Consider the following 22,622-nt stretch of genomic DNA (forward strand, 5'->3'; position numbering starts at 1 on the left):
ATTTCAGGCAGGAACCCCATGATGGACGCCTTCGAACTTCCCCGCACTCTGGTCCAGTCCCTCCAACGCCGTGCCGCGCAGACGCCGGACCGGATCGCCCTGCGCTTTCTGGCCGAGTCCGCCGAGCACAGCGTGGTGCTCAGCTACCGTGACCTGGACCAGCGCGCGCGCACCATCGCCGCCGCCTTGCAAGCGGATGTCGCGTTGGGCGAGCGCGCGGTGCTGTTGTTTCCCAGCGGCCCGGACTATGTCGCGGCGTTCTTTGGTTGCCTGTACGCCGGGGTGATCGCGGTGCCGGCTTACCCGCCGGAATCGAGCAAGCGCCATCATCAGGAGCGCTTGCTGTCGATCATCAGCGATGCCGAGCCGCGCCTGCTGCTGACCATTGCCAGTCTCGCCGAAGGCCTGGCGCAGATCGAAAACGCGCCACCGCTGTTGAGCGTGGACACTCTTGACGCGCAGCTTGCCGACCGTTGGGTCGCCCCCGAGTTGCAGCCCGACGACATCGCCTTCCTGCAATACACCTCCGGCTCCACCGCGCTGCCCAAGGGCGTGCAAGTCAGCCACGCCAACCTGGTGGCCAACGAAGTGCTGATCCGCCGCGGCTTTGGCATCGACCTCAACCCCGACGATGTGATCGTCAGCTGGCTGCCGCTGTACCATGACATGGGCCTGATCGGCGGCCTGCTGCAACCGATCTTCAGCGGCGTGCCGTGCGTGTTGATGTCGCCGGGCTACTTCCTGGCGCGGCCGCTGCGCTGGCTCGAAGCGATCAGCGAATACGGCGGCACCATCAGCGGTGGCCCGGACTTCGCCTACCGCCTGTGCAGCGAACGGGTCAGCGAGTCGGCCCTGGAACGCCTGGACCTGAGCACCTGGCGCGTGGCCTATTCCGGCTCCGAGCCGATCCGCCTGGATACCCTGGAGCGGTTTGCCGAAAAGTTCGCCGCGTGTGGTTTCAGCTCGAATCATTTCTTCGCGTCCTATGGCTTGGCCGAAGCGACCTTGTTTGTCGCCGGTGGCCGCCGTGGCCACGGCATCCCGGCGCTGCACCTGGATGCGCAGGCGCTGGCCGCCAACCGCGCCGAGCCGGGGCAGGACAGTGCTGTGATGAGCAGTGCGGTCATGAGTTGCGGCACCCACCAGCCGGACCACGCCGTGCTGATTGCCGACCCTCACACGCTCAGCGAGCTGGCCGACAATTGCGTGGGCGAACTCTGGGCCAGCGGCCCGAGCATTGCCCAGGGTTACTGGCGCAACCCCGAAGCCACCGCCAGAACCTTCGTCCAGCACGCCGGCCGGACCTGGCTGCGCACCGGCGACCTGGGGTTTATCCGTGACGGTGAGGTGTACATCACCGGGCGCTTGAAAGACCTGTTGATCGTGCGCGGGCACAATCTGTACCCGCAGGACATCGAACAAACCATCGAGCGTGAGGTGGAGGTGGTGCGCAAGGGCCGGGTGGCCGCCTTTGCGGTGAACGACCACGGCGTGGAAGGCATCGGCATTGCTGCGGAAATCAGCCGCAGCGTGCAGAAAATCCTGCCGCCCGAAGCGCTGATCAAAGCGATTCGCCAAGCGGTGGCCGAGGCCTGCCAGGAAGCGCCGTGCGTGGTGGTGCTGCTCAATCCGGGCGCGCTGCCGAAAACCTCCAGCGGCAAGGTGCAACGGGCGGCGTGTGCGTTGCGCCATGCCGATGGCAGCCTCGACCGCTATGCGCAGTTCCCCGATCTGCAAGCGCCAGCCAGTGAAGCCGCGCTGGAATCGGCCCTGCAAAACCGGATCGCCGCGATCTGGTGCGAGCAACTGCAGGTGGCCACGGTCGCCGCCGATGATCACTTTTTCCTGCTCGGCGGCAACTCCATCAGCGCGACCCAAGTGGTCGCGCGCCTGCGCGAAACCCTGGGCCTGGAGCTGAACCTGCGCCTGCTGTTCGAAGCGCCCACCCTGCAAGGCTTCGCCGCCAGCGTCGCGCGCCTGCAACAGGACGGCGGCGTTGCTCAGGGCGCGATGGCCTCTGTGTCGCGCCAGGACGACCTGCCGCAATCCCTGGCCCAGAACCGCCTGTGGATCACCTGGCAACTGGACCCGAACAGCAGCGCCTACACCATCCCCGGCGCCCTGCGCCTGCGCGGCGAGCTGGACGAAGACGCCGTGCGCTCAAGCTTCCAGCAGTTGATCCAGCGCCACGAAGCCTTGCGTACACGCTTTTACGAGCGCGATGGCCAGGGCTTTCAGCGTGTCGAGGCCGCAACGGATTTCGCGCTGCACGTCATCGACCTCGGCGACTTGCCCGATGCCGAGCGCCAGGCGCGTGCGCAGCAGGTCCGCGAAGATCAGGCGCGTACCCGGTTCGACCTGGAGAAAGGCCCGCTGCTGTGGGTCACCCTGGTGCGCCTGGACGATGAGGACCATCAACTGCTGGTGACGTTGCACCACATCATCGCCGATGGCTGGTCGCTGAATATCCTGATTGACGAGTTCTCGCGCCTGTACGCCGCTGCTGTCCAGGGCCAGCCCCTTGAGTTGCCGCCACTGACCCTGCAATACGCCGACTACGCCAGTTGGCAGCGTCAGTGGCTGGCCGCCGGTGAAGGCCAGCGGCAGTTGGCGTACTGGAAGGCGACGCTGGGGGAGGAGCATCCGCCCCTCAACCTGGCCACCGACCGCCCACGCTCGGCGCAGGCGCGCAACAGCGCCGCGCGGCATACCGTACGCCTGGACGCGTCCCTCAGCGCCGCGATTGGCCAGACCGCGCGCACCCATGAATCCACCCCGTTCATGCTGCTGCTGGCAGCGTTCCAGACCCTGTTGTATCGCTACAGCGGCCAGCGCGATATCCGCATCGGCGTGCCCAATGCCAATCGCCCGCGCCAGGAAACCCAAGGCCTGGTCGGCTTTTTCATCAACACCCTGGTGCTGCGTGCCGAGCTCGACGGGCGCCTGCCGTTCAACCAGCTGCTGGCCGCGACACGCCAGGCTGCACTGAACGCCCAGGCCCATCAGGACCTGCCGTTCGAGCAACTGCTGGAGGCCTTCCCCCAGGCGCGTGAACAGGGCCTGTTCCAGGTGATGTTCAACCACCAGCAACGTGACCTCGGCGCCCTGCGCCGCCTGCCGGGCCTGCTCGCCGATGAGCTGCCATGGCACAGCCGCGAGGCCAAGTTCGACCTGCAACTGCACAGTGAAGAAGATCGAAGCGGACGCTTGAGCCTGTCGTTCGACTACGCCGATGAACTGTTCGACAGCACCACCATCGAGCGTCTGGCCGAGCATTACATCCACCTGCTGCAAGCGGTCTGCGCGCAACCCCAGCACGCCGTGGGCGAGCTGAAACTCACCGCAGAGGACGAGCAACACGCGTGGAGCCAGGCGCCGTGCGCACCGGCCCGACAGTGGTTGCCCGAACTGCTCAACCTGCACACCTCGGACACCCCTGCGCTGGTCTGGCAGGACGGCAGCTTGAGCTTCGCCCAACTGCACACCCAGGCCAACCGCCTGGCGCATTACCTGCGCGACAAGGGGGTGGGCCCGGACGTCTGCGTGGGCATCGCCGCCGAGCGTTCGCCGCAGTTGCTGATCGGTCTGCTGGCGATCATCAAGGCCGGTGGCGCCTATGTGCCGCTGGACCCGGATTACCCCGCCGAGCGCCTGGCCTTCATGCTCGAGGACAGCGGCGTGCACCTGCTGTTGACCCAGACCGCGTTGCTGGAACGACTGCCGACGACTCCAGGCGTTTGTGTGATTGCCATGGACAGCCTGCATCTGGACAGCTGGCCGAGCCAGCCACCGGGCCTGCACCTGCACGGCGACAACCTCGCCTACGTGATCTACACCTCCGGCTCCACCGGCCAGCCCAAGGGCGTGGGCAACACCCACGCGGCGCTGGCCGAGCGCTTGCAGTGGATGCAGGCCACCTACCGGTTGGACGCCAGCGACGTGCTGATGCAAAAGGCGCCGATCAGTTTCGACGTGTCGGTGTGGGAGTGCTTCTGGCCGCTGATCGTCGGTTGCCGCCTGGTGCTGGCGGGGCCGGGTGAGCATCGCGACCCGCACCGCATCGGGCAATTGGTGCGGGAGCACGGCGTGACCACGCTGCACTTCGTGCCGCCGTTGCTGCAGTTGTTTATCGACGAACCGCTGGTGGCCGAATGCACCAGCCTGCGCCGCCTGTTCTCCGGCGGCGAAGCCTTGCCCGCCGAACTGCGCAACCGCGTATTGGCACGCCTGCCGGCGGTGCAATTGCACAACCGTTATGGCCCGACCGAGACCGCGATCAACGTCACCCATTGGCGCTGCTCGGTGGAAGATGGCGCGCGCTCGCCAATTGGCCGGCCACTGGGCAATGTGATTTGCCGCGTGCTGGATGAAGAGCTCAACCCGCTGCCGGCCGGTGTGCCGGGTGAACTGTGCATCGGCGGCATAGGCCTGGCGCGCGGCTATCTCGGCCGTGCGGGGCTTACCGCCGAACGCTTCGTGGCCGACCCGCTGGGCGAGCCCGGGGCGCGCCTGTATCGCACCGGCGACCGTGCGCGCTGGAGCCTTGAGGGTGTGCTTGATTACCTGGGGCGTCTCGATCAGCAGGTCAAGCTGCGCGGCCTGCGGGTGGAGCCGCAGGAAATCGAAGCGCGCATGCTGGCGGTGGAGGGCATCGCCCAGGCCGTGGTGCTGGTGCGTGACGATCAGTTGATCGGTTACTACGCCGGCCCTGTCGAACTGGATGCACAGGCGGTAAAAACCGCACTGGCGGCCCAGTTGCCCGAGTACATGGTGCCCGCCCACCTGATGCACCTGGAAGCCATGCCCTTGAGCCCCAGTGGCAAGCTCGACCGCCGCGCATTGCCGCAACCGGTGCGACAAACCCGCGAACATGTCGAACCCGAGACGCCATTGCAGCAGCAGATCGCGGCAATCTGGCGCGAAGTGCTCGGTCTGCCGCGTATCGGCCTGCGCGACGACTTTTTCGCCCTGGGCGGCCACTCGTTGCTGGCCACGCAAATCATCTCCCGCACCCGCCAGGCCTGCGACGTCGAGCTGCCCTTGCGCACCTTGTTCGACGCCAGCGAGCTGGGCGATTTCACCGCACACGTGGGCCTGATCCAGGCGTCGGGCCAGCGCAACCAACAAACGCCAATCGCCAGGGTCGACCGCAGCGCGCCCGTGCCGTTGTCCTATTCCCAGCAGCGCATGTGGTTCCTCTGGCAGATGGAACCGGACAGCCCGGCTTACAACGTCGGTGGCATGGCACGGCTGCGCGGGGTGCTGGATGTGGGGCGTTTCGAGGCAGCGTTGCAGGCCTTGATCATGCGTCACGAAACCTTGCGCACCACCTTTCCGAGCGTCGATGGCGTGGCCTGTCAGCATGTATCGCCACAGACCGGCGTGCGCATGGACTGGCAGGACTTCTCGGCACTCAACGAGACCGAGCGCCAGCAGCGTTTGCAGCGCCTGGCCGATCAGGAAGCGCATACGCCGTTCAACCTGGAACGCGGGCCGTTGCTGCGCGCCTGCCTGGTCAAGGCCGGCGAGCAGGAACATTACCTGGTGCTGACCCTGCACCATATCGTCACCGAAGGCTGGGCCATGGACATCTTTGCCCGTGAACTCAGTGCGCTGTACGAAGCCTTCATCGACGAGCGCGACTCACCGCTGGCGCCGCTGCCGGTGCAGTACCTGGACTACAGCGTGTGGCAACGCCAATGGCTGGAATCGGGCGAGCGTCAACGCCAGCTGGATTACTGGACGGCGCAACTGGGCAGTGAACATCCGCTGCTGGAACTGCCTGGCGACCGCCCGCGCCCGGCGGTGCAAAGTCATCGCGGCGAGCTGTACCGCTTCGACCTGAGCGATGCGCTGGCCGCCCGCGTGCGCGCCTTCAACGCCGAACAGGGCCTGACCCTGTTCATGACCATGACCGCCACCCTCGCCGTGTTGCTCTACCGCTACAGCGGCCAGACCGACCTGCGCATCGGCGCGCCGGTGGCCAACCGTATCCGCCCGGAAAGCGAAGGGCTGATCGGCGCGTTCCTCAACACCCAGGTGTTGCGGTGCCAGCTCAATGGGCAGATGAGTGTGGCGCAGTTGTTCGAGCAGGTGCGTCACACCGTGATCGAAGGCCAGTCCCATCAGGACCTGCCGTTCGACCATCTGGTGGAGGCGCTGCAACCGCCGCGCAGCGCGGCGTATAACCCGCTGTTCCAGGTGATGTGCAACGTGCAGCGCTGGGAGTTCCAGCAGAGCCGCCAACTGGCCGGCATGACCGTCGAGTACCTGGCCAACGATGCCCGCGCCACCAAGTTCGACCTCAACCTGGAAGTCACCGACCTCGACCATCGCCTGGGCTGCTGCCTGACCTACAGCACCGACCTGTTCGACGAACCGCGCATCGCCCGCATGGCCGCGCATTGGCGCAACCTCCTGGAAGCGCTGATCGACAATCCGCACCAACGCCTCAGCGAACTGCCGTTGCTCAGCGCCGCCGAGCAGCGTGCCCTGCAGGACAGTCTCGGGGTTGAAGCCGGAGCGCATCGTCTGGACCAGTGCATCCAAACCCTGTTCAGCCGGCAGGCGCGCAAGCGTGCCGATGCGCCGGCGCTGACCTTTGCCGGTGTGACCCTCACTTACGCCGAACTCGACGCCCGCGCCAATCGCCTGGCCTGGATGCTGCGCGAACGCGGCGTCGGCCCGCAGGTGCGCGTCGGCCTGGCGTTGCCGCGCTCGCTGGAAATGGTCATCGGCCTGCTGGCGATCCTCAAGGCCGGCGGCGCCTACGTGCCGCTGGACCCGGAATACCCGCTGGACCGCCTGCATTACATGATCGAAGACAGCGGCATCGGCCTGCTGCTCAGCGATGCGGCGATGTTCCAGGCCCTTGGCGAGCTGCCGCAGACGCTGGCGTGCTGGTGCCTGGAAGAAGACTCACCGGCACTGGAAAATTATCCGGCCGATGAGTTGCCGTTTATCAGCCTGCCGCAACACCAGGCATACCTGATCTACACCTCCGGTTCCACCGGCCAGCCCAAAGGCGTGGTGGTGACCCAGGGTGAAATCGCCATGCATTGCCAGGCTGTTATCGAGCGTTTCGGCATGCGCCCGGACGACTGCGAACTGCACTTTTATTCGATCAACTTCGATGCCGCCACCGAGCGCCTGCTGGTGCCGTTGCTCAGCGGTGCCCAGGTGGTAGTGCGTGCCCAGGGCCAGTGGGACGCCGAAGAAATCTGCGCGCTGATCCGCAGTCATCGCGTGAATATCCTCGGGTTCACCCCCAGCTACGGCAGTCAGTTGGCGCAGTGGCTGGCCACGCAAAACCAGACCTTGCCGGTGCGCATGTGCATCACCGGCGGTGAGGCATTGACCGGTGAACATCTGCAGCGTATTCGCGCGGCTTTCCAGCCAGAGGTGTTCTTCAACGCCTACGGCCCGACCGAAACCGTGGTGATGCCGCTGGCCAGCCTGGCGCCGGAACACCTGGAGGAGGGCGTGGCCAGCGTGCCGATCGGCAGCATCGTCGGCGCGCGCGTGGCGTACATTCTCGACGCCGACCTGGCCCTGGTGCCGCAAGGCGCGAGCGGTGAGTTGTACATCGGCGGTGCGGGCCTGGCTCAGGGCTATCACCAGCGTCCGGCGATGACGGCGGAGCGCTTTGTCGCCGATCCATTCACTGGCAATGGCGGGCGCCTGTACCGCACCGGTGACCTGGTGCGCCAGTGCGCCGATGGGCAGGTGGAGTACCTGGGGCGTATCGACCATCAGGTGAAGATTCGCGGTTTCCGCATCGAATTGGGCGAGATCGAAACGCGCCTGCTGGAGCATGGGGCCGTGCGTGAAGCGGTGGTGCTGGCACTGGATTCGCCGAGCGGCAAACAGCTGGTGGCATACCTGGTCAGCGACGCCGCGCACGGCGCCTTGCGCGATGCGCTGAAGGCTCACCTCAAGGCGCACTTGCCGGACTACATGGTGCCCGCGCACCTGATCGTACTCGACAGCATGCCGCTGACCGCCAACGGCAAGCTCGACCGGCGCGCCCTGCCGCAGCCCGATCCTGAAGCGAACCGCCAAACGTACGTGGCGCCGCGCAATGCGCTGGAAAGCACATTGGCGCACATCTGGTGCGCGGTGCTGAACCTGCAGCAGGTCGGCCTGGACGATAACTTCTTCGAGCTGGGCGGCGATTCGATCCTGTCGATCCAGGTGGTCAGCCGTGCGCGGCAGGCGGGCATTCATTTCAGCCCGCGTGACCTGTTCCAGCACCAGACCGTGCAAAGCCTGGCCGCTGTCGCCACGCGCGTCGACACGCTCAGCGCCGAGCAAGGTGTGCTCACCGGCCGTTCGGGCCTTACGCCGATCCAGCATTGGTTCTTCGACGCCGACATTCCGGCGCGCCAGCACTGGAACCAGGCCCTGGTGCTCAAACCGCTGCAACTGCTCGACCCGCATTGCCTGGAACAGGCCCTGCTGGCGGTGCTGGAACATCACGACGCGTTGCGCCTGAGCTTCACCCGGCGCGATGCCCAGTGGCACGCCGAACACCTGGCCGTGCCCCAGGGCGGCGTATTGATGCAGGCGCAGGTGCGCGAGATGAATCACTGCACCGCGCTGTTCACCGACACCCAACGCAGCCTCGACCTGGCACACGGCCCGCTGCTGCGCGCCTTGCTGGTGGACGGCCCGCAGGGTCAACAGCGCCTGCTGATCGCCATCCATCACCTGGTGGTGGATGGCGTGTCCTGGCGCGTGTTGCTCGAAGACCTGCAAACGGTTTATCGCCAACTGAGCGCAGGCCAGTCCGTCAGCCTGCCGGCCAAGACCAGCGCATTGCGCGATTGGGCCGCACGTTTGCAGGCCTATGCCCACAGCGAATCCCTGCGCGAAGAACTGGGCCTGTGGCAAGCGCAACTGGCCGGCCCGGCGCTGGCGTTGCCGGCGGATCGTCCACACGGTGCACTGCGCCAGCGTGACGCCGAGACCGTCAGCGTGCGCCTGGATGTCGAGCGCACCCAACAGTTGCTGCAACAAGCGCCGAGCGCCTACCGCACCCAGGTCAACGATCTGCTGCTGACCGCCCTGGCTCGCGTGCTGTGCCGCTGGAGCGGTCACGACTCGGCGTTGATTCAACTGGAAGGTCATGGCCGCGAAAGCCTGTTCGATGACATCGACCTGACCCGCAGCGTGGGCTGGTTCACCAGCGCTTACCCGTTGCGCCTGACCCCGCAGGCGGAGCAGGGTGATTCGATCAAGGCGATCAAGGAGCAATTGCGCGGTGTACCGCACAAAGGCCTGGGCTACGGCGTGCTGCGCTATCTGGCGGATGACCCGTGCCAACTCACCCTCGCCGCGCTGCCGAGCGCCGACATGACCTTCAATTACCTCGGCCAGTTCGACCAGAGCTTTGGCGCCGATGCGCTGTTCCATCCGCTGGAAGAATCCGCCGGCCTTGCCCACGACCCCGATGCACCGCTGCCCAACGCGCTGAGTGTCGACAGCCAGGTGTACGGCGGCGAACTGGTGCTGCGCTGGACCTTCAGCCGCGAACGCCACGATCAGCAGACCATCCGCGAGCTGGCCGAGGCGTACCTGGCCGAATTGCACAGCCTGATCGCCCATTGCCTCAAGGACGATGCCGGTGGCCTCACGCCGTCTGATTTCCCGCTGGCACGGCTGACCCAGGCGCAACTGGACAGCCTGCCGGTAGCGGCCGGCGTCATCGACGATGTCTACCCGCTGACCCCGATGCAAGAGGGTCTGCTGCTGCACACCCTGCTGGAACCGGGCACCGGCCTGTATTACATGCAGGACCGCTACCGCATCAACAGTGCCCTCGATCCCGAGCGTTTCGCCCAGGCCTGGCAGGCGGTGATCGCCCGCCATGAAGCCTTGCGTGCCTCGTTCTGCTGGAACGTCGGCGAAGACATGCTGCAAGTGATCCACAAGCCGGGCAGCACGCCGATTGACTACCTGGACTGGAGCGCCGACCCCGAGAGCGAGCACGAGCCGCGTCTGCAAGCCTTGCTCAAGGCCGAGCGCGAGGCCGGATTCGATCTGCTCAACCAGGCGCCGTTCCACTTGCGCCTGATCCGCGTGGGCGAGGCGCGTTACTGGTTCATGATGAGCAACCACCACATCCTTATCGATGCCTGGTGCCGTTCGCTGTTGATGAACGACTTTTTCGAGATCTACCGCGCCCTGGGCGAAGGGCGCGACGCGCAACTGGCCACGCCGCCGCGCTACCGGGACTACATCGCCTGGCTGCAACGCCAGGACCTGGACGAAGCGCGCCAGTGGTGGCAGCGCAACCTGCAAGGTTTCGAGCGCACCACGCCGATCCCCAGCGACCGGCCGTTGCTGCGCGAACATGCAGGCCACAGCGGCGGCATGGTGGTGGGCGACTGCTACACCCGTCTGGATGCCCGTGACGGCGCGCAATTGCGCGAGCTGGCCCAGGCTCACCAGCTCACCGTCAACACCTTCGCCCAGGCGGCCTGGGCGTTGGTGCTGCGGCGCGTGAGCGGTGATCGCGACGTGGTGTTCGGCGTCACCGTGGCCGGGCGTCCGGTGGACATGCCCGAGATGCAGCGCACCGTGGGTCTGTTTATCAACAGCATCGCGCTGCGGGTAAAGCTGCCCGAGGACGGCCAGCCTTGCGGCGTGCGCCAGTGGTTGAGCGGCTTGCTCGACAGCAATATGCAACTGCGCGAATACGAATACCTGCCGCTGGTGACTATTCAGGAGCACAGCGAACTGCCCAAGGGCCAGCCGCTGTTCGACAGCCTGTTCGTGTTCGAAAACGCCCCGGTGGAAAGCTCGGTGCTCAGCCATGCGCAAAGCCTGAATGCCACCTCCGATTCCGGGCGTACCCACACCAACTTCCCGCTGACCGCCGTGTGCTACCCGGGCGATGACCTGGGCTTGCACCTGTCCTACGACCAGCGCTACTTCGATGAAACCACCGTGCAAGGCATGCTCGCCGAGTTCAAGCGCCTGTTGCTGGCACTGGTGCAGGGCTTTCATGGCGACATGGCCGACCTGCCGCTGATCGGCGAGCCGGAGCGCGCGTTCCTGGTGGATGGCTGCAACCAGAGCGAACACGACTACCCGCTGGCGCGCAGCTATGTCGAGTTGTTCGAAGAACGGGTGGCACAGCATCCGCAACGTATCGCCGCCAGCTGCCTCGACCGGCAATGGAGCTATGACGAGTTGAACCGGCGCAGCAACGGCCTGGGGCATGCGCTGATTGCCGCAGGCGTGGGCCCGGACCAACCGGTGGCCTTGCTGGCCGAGCGTGACCTGGAACTGCTCGGCATGATCATCGGCAGCTTCAAGGCCGGTGCCGGCTACCTGCCGCTGGACCCTGGCCTGCCGGGCCCGCGCCTGAGCCGTATCATCGACCTGAGCCGCACGCCCTTGCTGGTGTGCACCGAAGCGTGCCGGGAACAGGCCATCGAACTGCTCGACGGCGTCGAGTGCCAGCTGCTGGTGTGGGAGGAAATCCCCGCCCGTGGCGAGAACCCGGGCGTCTACAGTGCCCCCGACAACCTCGCCTACGTGATCTACACCTCAGGTTCCACCGGCCTGCCCAAGGGCGTGATGGTCGAACAGCGCGGCATGCTCAATAACCAACTGAGCAAGGTGCCGTACCTGCAACTGAGCGACGCCGATGTGATCGCGCAGACCGCTTCGCAAAGCTTCGATATTTCCGTGTGGCAGTTCCTCGCCGCGCCGCTGTTCGGCGCGCGGGTGGATATTGTGCCGAACGCCCTTGCTCATGATCCGCAGGGGTTGTTGGAACATGTTCAGGCACAGGGCATCACTGTGCTGGAGAGTGTGCCGTCGCTGATCCAGGGCATGCTCGCCCAGGATCACATTCGTCTCGACGGCCTGCGCTGGATGCTGCCCACCGGTGAAGCGATGCCGCCGGAACTGGCGCACCAATGGTTGCTGCGCTATCCGCAGATCGGCCTGGTCAACGCCTACGGCCCGGCGGAATGCTCGGATGATGTGGCGTTCTACCGCGTCGACCTGGCCTCGACCCGTGGCACCTATCTGCCGATTGGCACGCCCACCGACAACAACCGTTTGTACCTGCTGGACGGCGCGCTGGAGCTGGTGCCTCAAGGCGCCGCCGGTGAACTCTGCGTGGCCGGCACCGGCGTCGGTCGGGGTTACGTCAGCGACCCGCTGCGCACCGCACCGGTGTTTGTGCCGAACCCGTTCGGCGCACCGGGCGAGCGCCTGTACCGCACCGGCGACCTGGCGCGTCGACGCAGCGATGGCGTGCTGGAGTACGTCGGACGCATCGACCATCAGGTGAAGATTCGCGGCTACCGCATCGAACTGGGCGAAATTGAAGCGCGCCTGCACGAGCAGCCCGAGGTGCGTGATGCGGCGATTGGCGTGCAGGATGGCGTCAACGGCAAGCACCTGGTGGGCTACCTGGTGGCGGCTGATCAAACCCTCAACCCAAGCGAACGCCTGGACCGCATCAAGCAACGCCTGCGCGCCGAACTGCCGGAATACATGGTGCCGCTGCACTGGCTGTGGCTCGAGCGCCTGCCGCTCAACGCCAATGGCAAACTCGACCGCAAGGCCCTGCCGGCCCTGGAAATCGGCCAGTTGCACAGCCAGGACTACCTGGCGCCGCGCAATCAACTGGAAACCACCCTGGCCGCGATCTGGGCCGAAGTGCTCAAGGTCGAACGGGTAGGGGTGCAGGACAACTTCTTCGAACTGGGCGGGCATTCGTTGCTGGCCACGCAGATCGCTTCGCGTGTGCAGAAAACCTTGCAGCGCGATGTGCCGTTGAGGGCAATGTTCGAGTGCAGCACGGTGGCGGAACTGGCCGAGTATATCGAGGGGTTGGCGGGGAACGAGATCAGTGCAGAGAAGGTGGACCGGTTGAGTGATTTGATGGCGCAGTTGGAGGGGTTGTGAGTACGCCACTGGTCTGGAATGCCGCGTTTTTCCAGAAGAACTGTTAATTCTGACAGTAGGCAAGGTTCCTGATCCAAGTGTTAGATATCCGTAGTTTCCGGCCCCCTGGGCCGGGCCCGACGGTGATATAACGCTGGACAGGAGTCTTATCGTGGCGAAAAAACCGATCCCCCAAAAAACTTCCCAAGTTCAGGCTGTGAGCGTTGCTTCCGCCCAATCAACCAGGGCGGCCACAGCTGAACTCCCCTTCGCGATCATCGAGCACGCTAAGGACAATAGCCTGCTCTACCCTCTGGACGCACGTCTGGGTACGACTGCGAAACTGACGCTTCCCGCAGGAAGCACACGGGTAATTGTGCATTTCGCTATCAAAGGCCAGACCTGTGCGACCTTTCCTCCGATCAGTGTCACGAGCGGCGATATAGCCGATATTCCCTGGCAATGGATCAGTACCTGTATCGGGCATACGGTGCTGATCTGGTACGAGGCCGTTGTCGGTGGTGTGCGCAAGGAGTCACTGGTACTTGAGCTCGAGATTCAGGACGTCCGCGAAGAGCATCTGCGTAGCTCAATGCCTGAGTTTGCGAATGCCGAATGGGATTGGGGCACGCTGTGGTTGGACATGTTCGAGCTCGAAGGAAATGCAACTATCAGGTTCGAGGCTTGGCTGATGATTCGGGCGGGCTCGCGCTTATTTGTCGCCGCCGCCGGTAATGAGGAAAACGTGCCGCCTTTGTTTCATTGGGTAGCCTTTGATCATGTAGTGACTGAAGAGGAAGCGCATGAGGGGTATGTATTCGAGTTTGAGTTGTCGCGCATCTGGCTGGCACGCTTGAATGACTACACCTCCTGTACCTGCCATTTGGGGGTTATCTGGGACGGTTGTGAACCTGAGGCTCCGGTGTCGAGTGTGAACCCGCTGCCTAGAAACGCTCAGGATTTCCATCAGCGTTCTACAGTGCTGCTGCGCGTCGATCCTGCACTGGATTTGAATCCGCCACGTCTACGGGAAGCTGTGCAGATATCCCCGGGTAATTGGCAAGTCAACCCGATAAATACTACCCAGGGCGGGCATGTAATAGTGGCCTACCAAGGCATGACCGAAGGTGATCGTGTCTGTGTGCAAGCCTGCGGGCCGGATTATGGGCCCGTATCTCTCGGTTGCCAGGACGTGAAGGCGGGCGATGTGAGCCTCTCATTCGATTGTGGCCCTGAGATTTTCGCAGCCCTGTTCCATAAAAAACTGACGCTGATCTACAGTGTTCAATTTAACAATTACATGCCTCAGTACTCTCCCGAGTGTGTAATTCAGGTGCTGGGTCCTCGACTGACCGAGCCGTGTATCGAAGAGGCGACAGCGGGCATCGTTGATCTCAATATTGATAGTGTCACGGGTGTGGTGCCCGTTTGGGACTATGCAAAAGAAGGTGAATGTTGCTGGATGTGGGTGAGCGGAACACGTGAAGACGGTACCGACTACCGGTTCGACGTATTGCATGACCAGCCCCTCACTGCACAATGGCTGACCAATGGTGTTGACACGCCTATTCCACGGGGCGAATTGAAGAAACTTGCCGACTGCACGGGATTTGAACTGCATTTTGCCGCGAGCTTTGATGGCAAGTGTGATCGGGCAACCGCCATTGAATTCCCCATGCAGGTATTTGCGCTCAGCCAGGAAGATCTGGTATTGAACGCGCCGACAGTCATCGAAGCCGTGGACAGCGAATTGACCGCGTGGAATGGACGTGAAGGTGTGCATGTCGAGGTGGATTACATCGGCAGCAATCGCAATCATACGCTCAGTGTTTGCTGGACGAGGCCAGATGGAAGTTGCTGGCGGCTGGCTACCCAGCCAGGCAGTACCGCGGCACCGGTCTCCTTCTTCATGCCACGGGGAGCTGTGATCGAGAGTATGGGCAAAACGGTGAAGATCAACTTCACCGTGACCAGTGATTGCAAGATGCAGACTTCCGATGATCTGAACTTGCACATCAGCGTGCCAGTACGCCTGCCTACGCCAAAAGTCCTGCAAGCCACGCCACCTGCAACCCAACGCGGCATTATCGATTTGCGTACATTTAATGCAGATGCTGACGTAGTTGTGCCGCGCTGGTGGTTTATGCTGGCGGGACAATTAGGTTGGTTGGAGTGCTCGGGCAAGCTGTGGGATGGATCGATCCATACCTTTGCGATAATGCACGCCGAATCATTCACCGTTGAGGATGTCGCCAACGAGTTGTCACGCAAGGTCAAGCGTCAAGAGCTGGAGAAGTATGAGATTGGCACCGAGCTGACGTTCACATTCAAGGTGACCGCAGACGGCAGTTCTGATGCAGCGCGGATGATTGGTTTTCCTGAATTGAAGTTAATCCTTCGCAAGCGTTTGGTTGACGAGACATTCTTTGACCCTAACGCAAAGGACTGGAACGGCTGGCAGAAAGGAAAGGGTGCTGCGGATTCTAGAGACTTGCGCCGCAAGACTGGGCTTGTACCAGGGGGGCTTACGGGCTGGTTTTTGGAGGATTGGGGGTACACCAACACAACCGATCCTAATACCCAGCGTGAGAAGCTGTTCAAGGTCTACACAGTGCTTGAAGTGGGGCGCCGCTATATATTCAGCGCCTGGGTTCGTGATCCCGATGGCAATGCTGCGAGTAAACCAGGCTTGGTCTTGGTTGCCGAAGGGAAAGACATTACGCCGATAACTTACCCTGCAGGCACTGCCTGGCATTTACTTGAAGGCGAGTTCGTCGCCTCCTCCAGTACGATGAGGCTCGCTTTTCACAATGCGGTAATGGGGATAGGCCCGGTTAATGACTTTGAGGTGACTTACCTGACGGTGAAAGAAACCGTCTGATCGAGCGTTTTTGACGTGTATAGAAAACAAGGCCTCCAGCAATGGAGGCCTTGTTCGTTACGCTCTACATGTTCAGAACTGTCAACTATGACAGTAGCGGACGAAGTTCCTATCGGATTAGATACCACAGGGCTTGCAGCAGCGGGCCATCGGATTATTTTTCCTTGGACGGGAGCGTAAGTCATGACTAAAACCCAAAAATCCGGAACTACTGCAAATTCTGCAGGAGCTGCGGCTTCACCTCCGGCGGTCAGCCCTCCAATCGAAGATCTGCCGCTGCCGCGGGTGCGCAATGCTTCGGCCAACAGCACCCTGTACCCTATGACGTCGATAACCGGTACGGATGTCATCATCACCGCCGCCGTCGCGAGCGGGGTTGAAATAACGGTGTATTGGGCAGTCCTGGGGCAGGAGCACGCCCCGCTATTTACCGCAAAAGCCGAGGGTAACGGCAGCGCTGACGTTCACGTACCGGTTCCGGCCTGGGTCGTGGGTTTTTGTATCGGCAAAACCACGACCATTTGGTATCGAACGCCGACGCAAAGCTCGCTTCGGCTGGAACTGACCGTTGAAGTGATTAAACCCGAGGAGATGCCCAAGCCCGAGTTCCTGGACCTGACGCCCAATGGCTCGGACCGCTGGTTGGATATGAAAGAGTTTTACGGCAACGCTCGTATCAAGCTCTGCGGGTGGCCCTTTATTGCCGATGGCCAGCTTTTATGGGTCGAGGCGAGCAGCAACGAGCACCTGACGCCCAGGCGTTTTCACTGGATTCTTGAAAACCATCGAGTGACAGAGGTGGAGTCGCAGAAAGGTTTCTGTTTCGTGCTGGAGATTCTGCGTGAGTGGCTGGCGAACAACGTGGACTGGTCTTCGGTCACGATACAAGCTGGCGTCACGTACGATGGAGCACCGGGTACACCGCCCAAGGATCCAAGTATTTCCCATCTACCCGAAAACGCCCATGAGTTCCAGCGGACCACGACTGTCCTTCGATTGGGTAATCCTGCGCTCAGGCTATTACCACCGACATTGCGCGAAGCGACGTATATCGAGGGTCAAGGGTATGTGCTCAATCCAGTCAATACTGTCAACGGGGCGCATTTGATAGTGGCGTACGATGGCATCAGTCCTGGCCATAAAGTCTGTGTGAACATCAAAGGCGCACCGGGCCCGGGCTCCCCGGAATTAGCGTGCAAGGTGGTACAGTCCGGCCAGACCAGCGTGGTGTTCGATGTACCACCTTCAGCGATCAGCGCCAACTTCGACAACACGTTCGTTGCGTCCTATACGGTCCTGAGCGGCGACGTCTTGTGGCCGTCCCCGGAGTTGCCCGTCAAGGTACTGGCACTTACCGACCTGGAGGGGATAGACGTTGACGAGAGGACGGGTGACAAGCTGTGCCTTAATACCTTTACCGGTGACGCTACGGCGCGGGTTGCCAGGTGGGATTACGCTGCGCCTGGCCCAGGTCAAACCTGCTGGCTTCATATTGTTGGTGAGTACGAAGACGGCCGCCTGTTTCACTGGACTATCCTGGAAGCCGAACCGGTCAAGCCTGAGTGGGTGAGTGGGGGGGTGAGTGCGCTATTAAGTCGTGAGCAGTTGGAGGCGCTGGCTGACTGCCACGAATTCAAGCTTTGTTTCGCCGTGGATTTCCGTGGCTCGGAGGTACTGGCAAACGCTGTTGCGTTTCGCCCGCTGACGCTGCACATGGTCCAGGCAAGTCTGGTATTGCAGCCGCCCTCGGTGCTCGAGGCGGTGGGTAATGTTTTGACCATATGGAACGGCCGCGCGGGTGTGACCGCTCGGGTGGGGTATAAACGCATCAGCCGGCATCACAAGGTTTGCCTGACGTGGGACAGAGGAGACGGTACAAGCCTGTCGCTAGGCCCCGAGCCGGGCGACAGCGACCTGGGGCACGTCGATTTCAAGATCCCGCGTGAAGAAGTGATTCGGGCTGCAGGTAAAGCCATTCCTATCAGCTACTCGGTAACGAGTGCCTGCCAGCAGGCGTCTTCCGGGACATTGGAGTTGGAAGTCAGTATTCCTGTCCTGGCGCGGCGACCAGCGCTGAGGGTCCACCAGGCGGCGTGTCCGCCTGGGCAGCGCTGCTACTTGGATCTGGGCACTTTCGAAGGAGATATAAACGTCTTTGTGAAAGACCCTGGAGAGGATATCGAGAAGGCCTGGTGGTTTATTCTTGAAGATCAAATCGCCTATATGACGTGTACGGGGCCTGCAGAAGATGGCTCTCCCCACACAATTAGCATCATGCACAAGGAACCTATCAAACTTGATGACCTGAACAGGTTATCGCGGACGGTTTTACGTGAGGAATTCGAGAGGTTCAAAGATGGCGCGGAGTTAACGTTGCGCTTCAAATGCACGACAGATCAAAGTCAACTTGAGAGCGATGCGCATGAATTTCAGACGTTAACACTGCTGTTTAAAAAAGCAATTGCGCTGCCCGCACCCCATGTGCCGGAGGCGAACGATGGCGTGTTGGATTTTCTACAACTGTGCTGTGAAAAGGACGCCCATCTGGTTGTGAACCCTTGGACGCGGATCGCTACGGATAACCAGGTCTCGCTGAGCTGCACCGGTAGCACGGTCGGCGGCGGTCAACACTCCGTTGAACTGCTGCGAGAGCGTCCAGTGACCCCCTCGGAAGTCCAGTACGGCTTGAATATTGCGATTACTAACGCGCAACTCGCATCGTTTGCCAATGGCAGTGAAATCACGCTGCAACTTAATGTGAGATTCCCGAATGATGCATTGCGGCCCTTCGATCCTGTGTCGCTGAAGCTGATCAAAAGCAGGCAGATCATCGAAAGGTTTGATGGACAGCCCAACAAGCTGCTCAAGTCCGGGGAAAGTATCCGCCTTTCGACGATGACCATCACCATGGTTCAATTGGCTGCACATGCTCGCGGCGGTATCTACACCTACGGGACCGTAGGGGACTTTATGTCAGGGCCAGCTTTTGGGCTTTGCATCGACGCTAACGGCAGTATCATCCCGGCTCAGATAACGCGCTTTGCATTCATCGTGCCTTGCGCCTGTCTGCGGTTTGCATATGTTCATCTGGACGGTAAGGCAACGGTGCGGTTTTACGGTGAAAGCGGCGCGCTCATGGAGACGCGGATCGTGGACTCAGCCAAGGGCGGGCGGCACCAATGGGTCGAGTTCAAGGCGGGTAAAGGTAAATTGCTCGCAAGCTTTGAGGTTGAAGTGGGAGAGCACGGCTACCTGGATAACTTCACCATGTGCAGCGTCGTGGATGCCTAGAACCAGGCAATGAAGAGCGGGGTCACGCAGACCCCGCTTTTTTGTTGTTTGTTGGTGGGCTAACTACTTCACCCCCAGTATCTTCACCAGCTTATCCGGCGACGGCGCCCCCTGCTGTTGCTGCAACGCACCCTTGTCATCCAGATAGAAAATCGCCGGCGTGGCCGATAACTCCAGTTCCTCCATCAACTTCATATTCCCATCGAGCTTGGCTTCGATATCCGCCGGGATTTTGCTCAGCGCCTGCAGTTTGCTGGCCTTGCCGGCGCCTTCGTGTTCTTCCAGGGCTTTTTGCGGGTCCTTGGCGGCGAACAGCGCGGCGGATTTGCCTGGGCTGTCTTCGCGGATGATGCCGACCATGATGTGGCGCAACTGCACCTTGCCGGCCTTCACCCACGGGCGGGCCTGTTCCCAGAACATGTTGCAGTACGGACAGTTCGGGTCGCTGAACAGGTAGACGACGCGTGGTGCATTCTTGTCGCCGTCCTGGATCCAGCTGCTGTTTTCCATCTTGGCCCAGACTTCCTTGGACATCGGGGCGTACACCAGTTTTTCCAGGGGCGCGCTGCTCAGGTCGTTGCCTTGGGCGTCGTACAGGTTGCCGGCGATCACGCTGTTGCCGTCCGCGGTCAGGTACAGCGCCATGCCGCGGTTCTGGTACTGCGCGGCGTAGCCGGTGAGGCCGCTGGGGGCGTCGAATTTGCCGAGGATTCTGGCGCCCTTGGCTTCGATTTGCTTGATCGGGGCCGGCCAGTCTTCGGCCTGGGCCAGGGTGGCGGCAAGCGTCAGTGGCAGCAGGGTCAGCAGGTGGCGGAGGCGAGGCATGTGGGTTTCCTTTGTGGGGCGGTGTCGAAGGGTTCCATGGCGCGGGCCAGGCTGGCTTGGGACAGCTCGCCCAGGTGGCTGTTGATCAGGCGCCCGTCGGCCGAGTAGAACAAGGTGGTCGGCAGGGCCATGGAGCCGACGGCCTGGCCGAGGCGGCCGCTGGCGTCGAACAGCACGTTGTCCAGGTTCAGGCCCTGGGTGGCCAGGTAGGTGCTGACGCTTTGCATGCTCTCGGCCTGATTGACGAACAGGAAGGTGACGTCCGGGCGTTGGTGTTGCGCGCGTTCCAGCACCGGCATTTCGCGGCGGCAGGGTGGGCACCAGGTGGCCCAGAGGTTGATCACCAGCGGGCCGCCTTTGTAGTCGGCCAGTTGCACCACAGTGCCATTGGCATCGCGCAGGGTGATGTCCGGCAGTTGCGAGCCCTTGTCGTAAAGGTTCAGGGACAGACTGGCCATGCCCCAGAACACCAGGCCGCTGATCACCCCGGCGCTCAGGGGCTTGCGCAGGGCCGGGCGTCGCCAGCCGTAGGCCAGCGCACCGAGTACCAATGCGATCACGCCGGGCCAGGCGAGGAAACCGCCGTCGCGCAGGTCGACCATCTGCAGCCAGTCGTTGCGGTAATCACTCCAGTACATCAGCACAAAGCTGACACGGGCAGTGAGCATGCCCAGCAGGAACAGGCTGAACAGCACCGATTCGGGGTTTTCCCCGCCACGCTTGGCCACGCGCCAGCCCACCAAAGTGGCGAGAATCAGCGCGCTGATCAGCAGAATGTGATTCAGGGCGATGGCGAAGGTGCCGATGGTCAGGGTCAACATCAGCGCGCGTCTCGGGTGTGCGTCCAGCGTTGCAGGAAGGCGGCGGCATCCACTTCGCCGGTGATGCGCTGGGCGCGGCGCTCATTGCCGTCCGGACCGATCCACACGAAGCTCGGTGGCCCCGGCACCTGGTAGCGGCCGAGCAGTTCACGGCTGGCGGCAGTGTCGGCGGTGACGTCCAGGCGCAGCAGGCGTACATCCTTCAGGGCATCCATGACTTCCGGTTTGCCGAACACCTGTTTTTCCATGATCTTGCACGATACGCACCAGTCGGCGTAGTAGTCCACCAGCACCCATTGGCCCTGGGCCTTGGCGCTGTCGAGCTGGCTTTGCAGGGCGGCCGGGTCGTTGATGGTGGTGAACCCATCGTGAGCGCCGGCTGTGGCGGCGACCCGCGAGCCGCTGTAGACCTTCAGCGGTTGCCACAGCTCATCGCTGCCGCCGGCCGCGCCCACCACCAGCACCGCGCCCCACAGGCCCAGCACCAGGGAGCCTGCGCCAAACACTTTGGCGGCCAGGCCGTATTCACGCGCCAGCGTCCAACCGCAATAGGCCATGACCAGTGCCAGTGCGCCCCACAGGCCGAGCCACAGGCTTTCGCCGACCACCGGGCGAATCATCAGCACGGCGGTGCCGAGGAACAGGAAGCCGAAGACGCCCTTGAGCATGTTCATCCAGGTGCCCGGCTTGGGAAGGAAGCGGTTGCCCACGGTGACCAGCAACAGCAACGGGATGCCGATGCCGATGCCCATGGCGAACAGGATCAGCCCGCCATGCAGCGCATTGCCGCTCTGGGCGATATACAGCAGGGCGCCGGCCAGGGGCGCGGTCATGCACGGGCCCACCAGCAGGCCGGACAACGCACCGAGAATGCCGGCACCGACCAGGCTGCCACCGCTCTGCCGGCGGCTGACCGTGTCGAGGCGGTCACGCAGGAAGGCCGGCAGTTGCAGTTCAAAGAAGCCGAACATCGGCAGGGCGAGGATCACGAACAATGCGGCGAAACTGCCGAGGATCCACGGGGTTTGCAGCAGCGCAGCCAGATTGCCGCCGAGCAGCGCGGCCATCACGCCCAGCGCGGCATACACCAGCGCCATGCACACCACGTAGCTGCTGGCCAGGGCAAAGCCGCGACGCGGGCTGGCACCGCTGCCCACCACCAGGCCGGCGAGGATCGGCAGCATCGGCAACGAACACGGGGCGAACGCCAGCAACAGACCCAGGCCGAAAAAGATCAGCAGGCTCCAGCCCAGGCTGCGCTGTTGCAGGCCGCTGGCCAGGCTCTGGTCCTGGGCCTGTGCGGTGGCGGCGACCGCCGGGTTGCCGCCCAGGTCCACGGTGATCGATTGCGGCGGATAGCACAGGCCGGCATCGGCACAGCCCTGCCAGCCCAGCTTGACCTGGCCGGTGGTGCCGGCCGGGAGCTTCACTTCCAGGCCCTGGCGATACACCTGCTGTTCGCCGAAGAACTCATCGCTATGGGCTTCACCCTGGGGCAGCACGGGCTTTTCGGCCAGGCCGTCGAATTTCATGCGCTGCTGGTACAGGTAATAACCGTCGGCAATCTGCCAATACAGCTGGGTCTCGCCGCTTTCAAGACGCTCGGAGGTAAAGGTGAAGGCCTTGCCCACCGGCAGGAAATCGGGTTTGGTATCGAACGGATTGCCCGGCGCGGCCTGGGCGAACCCCGCCAGCAACACCAGCAGAAAAGTAAATAGATACCGCATGGTCCAGCCTTAATTCGATGCAAGTGAGGCACACAATGTGTGGCGTTGATTAACCGATGATTAACCGGACGCTATTCTAGAGTGTAGGGGTTATCGGGTGTTGCGAAGTTAGCGGCATAATGCGCGCTTAATCCGTGCGCTTTCTAATCACCCGCATCTTTCATGAAG

The 22,622-nt window shown here is 62.7% G+C and carries 6 protein-coding genes; 3 read left to right on the plus strand and 3 right to left on the minus strand.

Annotation, left to right across the window (positions count from 1 at the left end; all coding sequences use genetic code 11):
- The first annotated feature begins 18 nt into the window (after nucleotides 1-18).
- From TU82_RS01530 to TU82_RS01540, 3 genes are all read left to right on the plus strand, one after another.
- On the plus strand, nucleotides 19-12,930 hold the full coding sequence (locus tag TU82_RS01530) for a non-ribosomal peptide synthetase (RefSeq protein ID WP_057721380.1): 12,912 nt from the start codon (nucleotides 19-21) through the stop codon (nucleotides 12,928-12,930).
- A 151-nt stretch (nucleotides 12,931-13,081) separates the two neighbouring features.
- The gene (locus tag TU82_RS01535) at nucleotides 13,082-15,790 is read left to right on the plus strand and encodes a hypothetical protein (protein WP_231982769.1); all 2,709 of its coding nucleotides are present in this window, start codon (nucleotides 13,082-13,084) and stop codon (nucleotides 15,788-15,790) included.
- Nucleotides 15,791-15,973: 183 nt separating this feature from the next.
- The gene (locus TU82_RS01540; protein ID WP_156421623.1) at nucleotides 15,974-19,081 is read left to right on the plus strand and encodes a hypothetical protein; all 3,108 of its coding nucleotides are present in this window, start codon (nucleotides 15,974-15,976) and stop codon (nucleotides 19,079-19,081) included.
- A 63-nt stretch (nucleotides 19,082-19,144) separates the two neighbouring features.
- Here the strand turns inward: TU82_RS01540 and dsbG are convergent, their stop codons facing one another.
- From dsbG to dsbD, 3 genes are read right to left on the minus strand one after another with little or no spacing between them, the layout of a single operon-like run.
- Nucleotides 19,145-19,906, minus strand: a complete 762-nt coding sequence (dsbG, locus tag TU82_RS01545; RefSeq protein ID WP_057721382.1) for a thiol:disulfide interchange protein DsbG — start codon at nucleotides 19,904-19,906, stop codon at nucleotides 19,145-19,147.
- The gene (locus TU82_RS01550; protein WP_057721383.1) at nucleotides 19,882-20,727 is read right to left on the minus strand and encodes a TlpA disulfide reductase family protein; all 846 of its coding nucleotides are present in this window, start codon (nucleotides 20,725-20,727) and stop codon (nucleotides 19,882-19,884) included. Before TU82_RS01550 ends, dsbG begins: the two co-directional genes overlap by 25 nt.
- Nucleotides 20,727-22,454, minus strand: a complete 1,728-nt coding sequence (gene dsbD / locus TU82_RS01555) for a protein-disulfide reductase DsbD (RefSeq protein ID WP_057721384.1) — start codon at nucleotides 22,452-22,454, stop codon at nucleotides 20,727-20,729. Before dsbD ends, TU82_RS01550 begins: the two co-directional genes overlap by 1 nt.
- Nucleotides 22,455-22,622 lie beyond the last annotated feature (168 nt).

Source organism: Pseudomonas orientalis (genome assembly GCF_001439815.1).
GTDB classification, from domain to species: domain Bacteria; phylum Pseudomonadota; class Gammaproteobacteria; order Pseudomonadales; family Pseudomonadaceae; genus Aquipseudomonas; species Aquipseudomonas orientalis.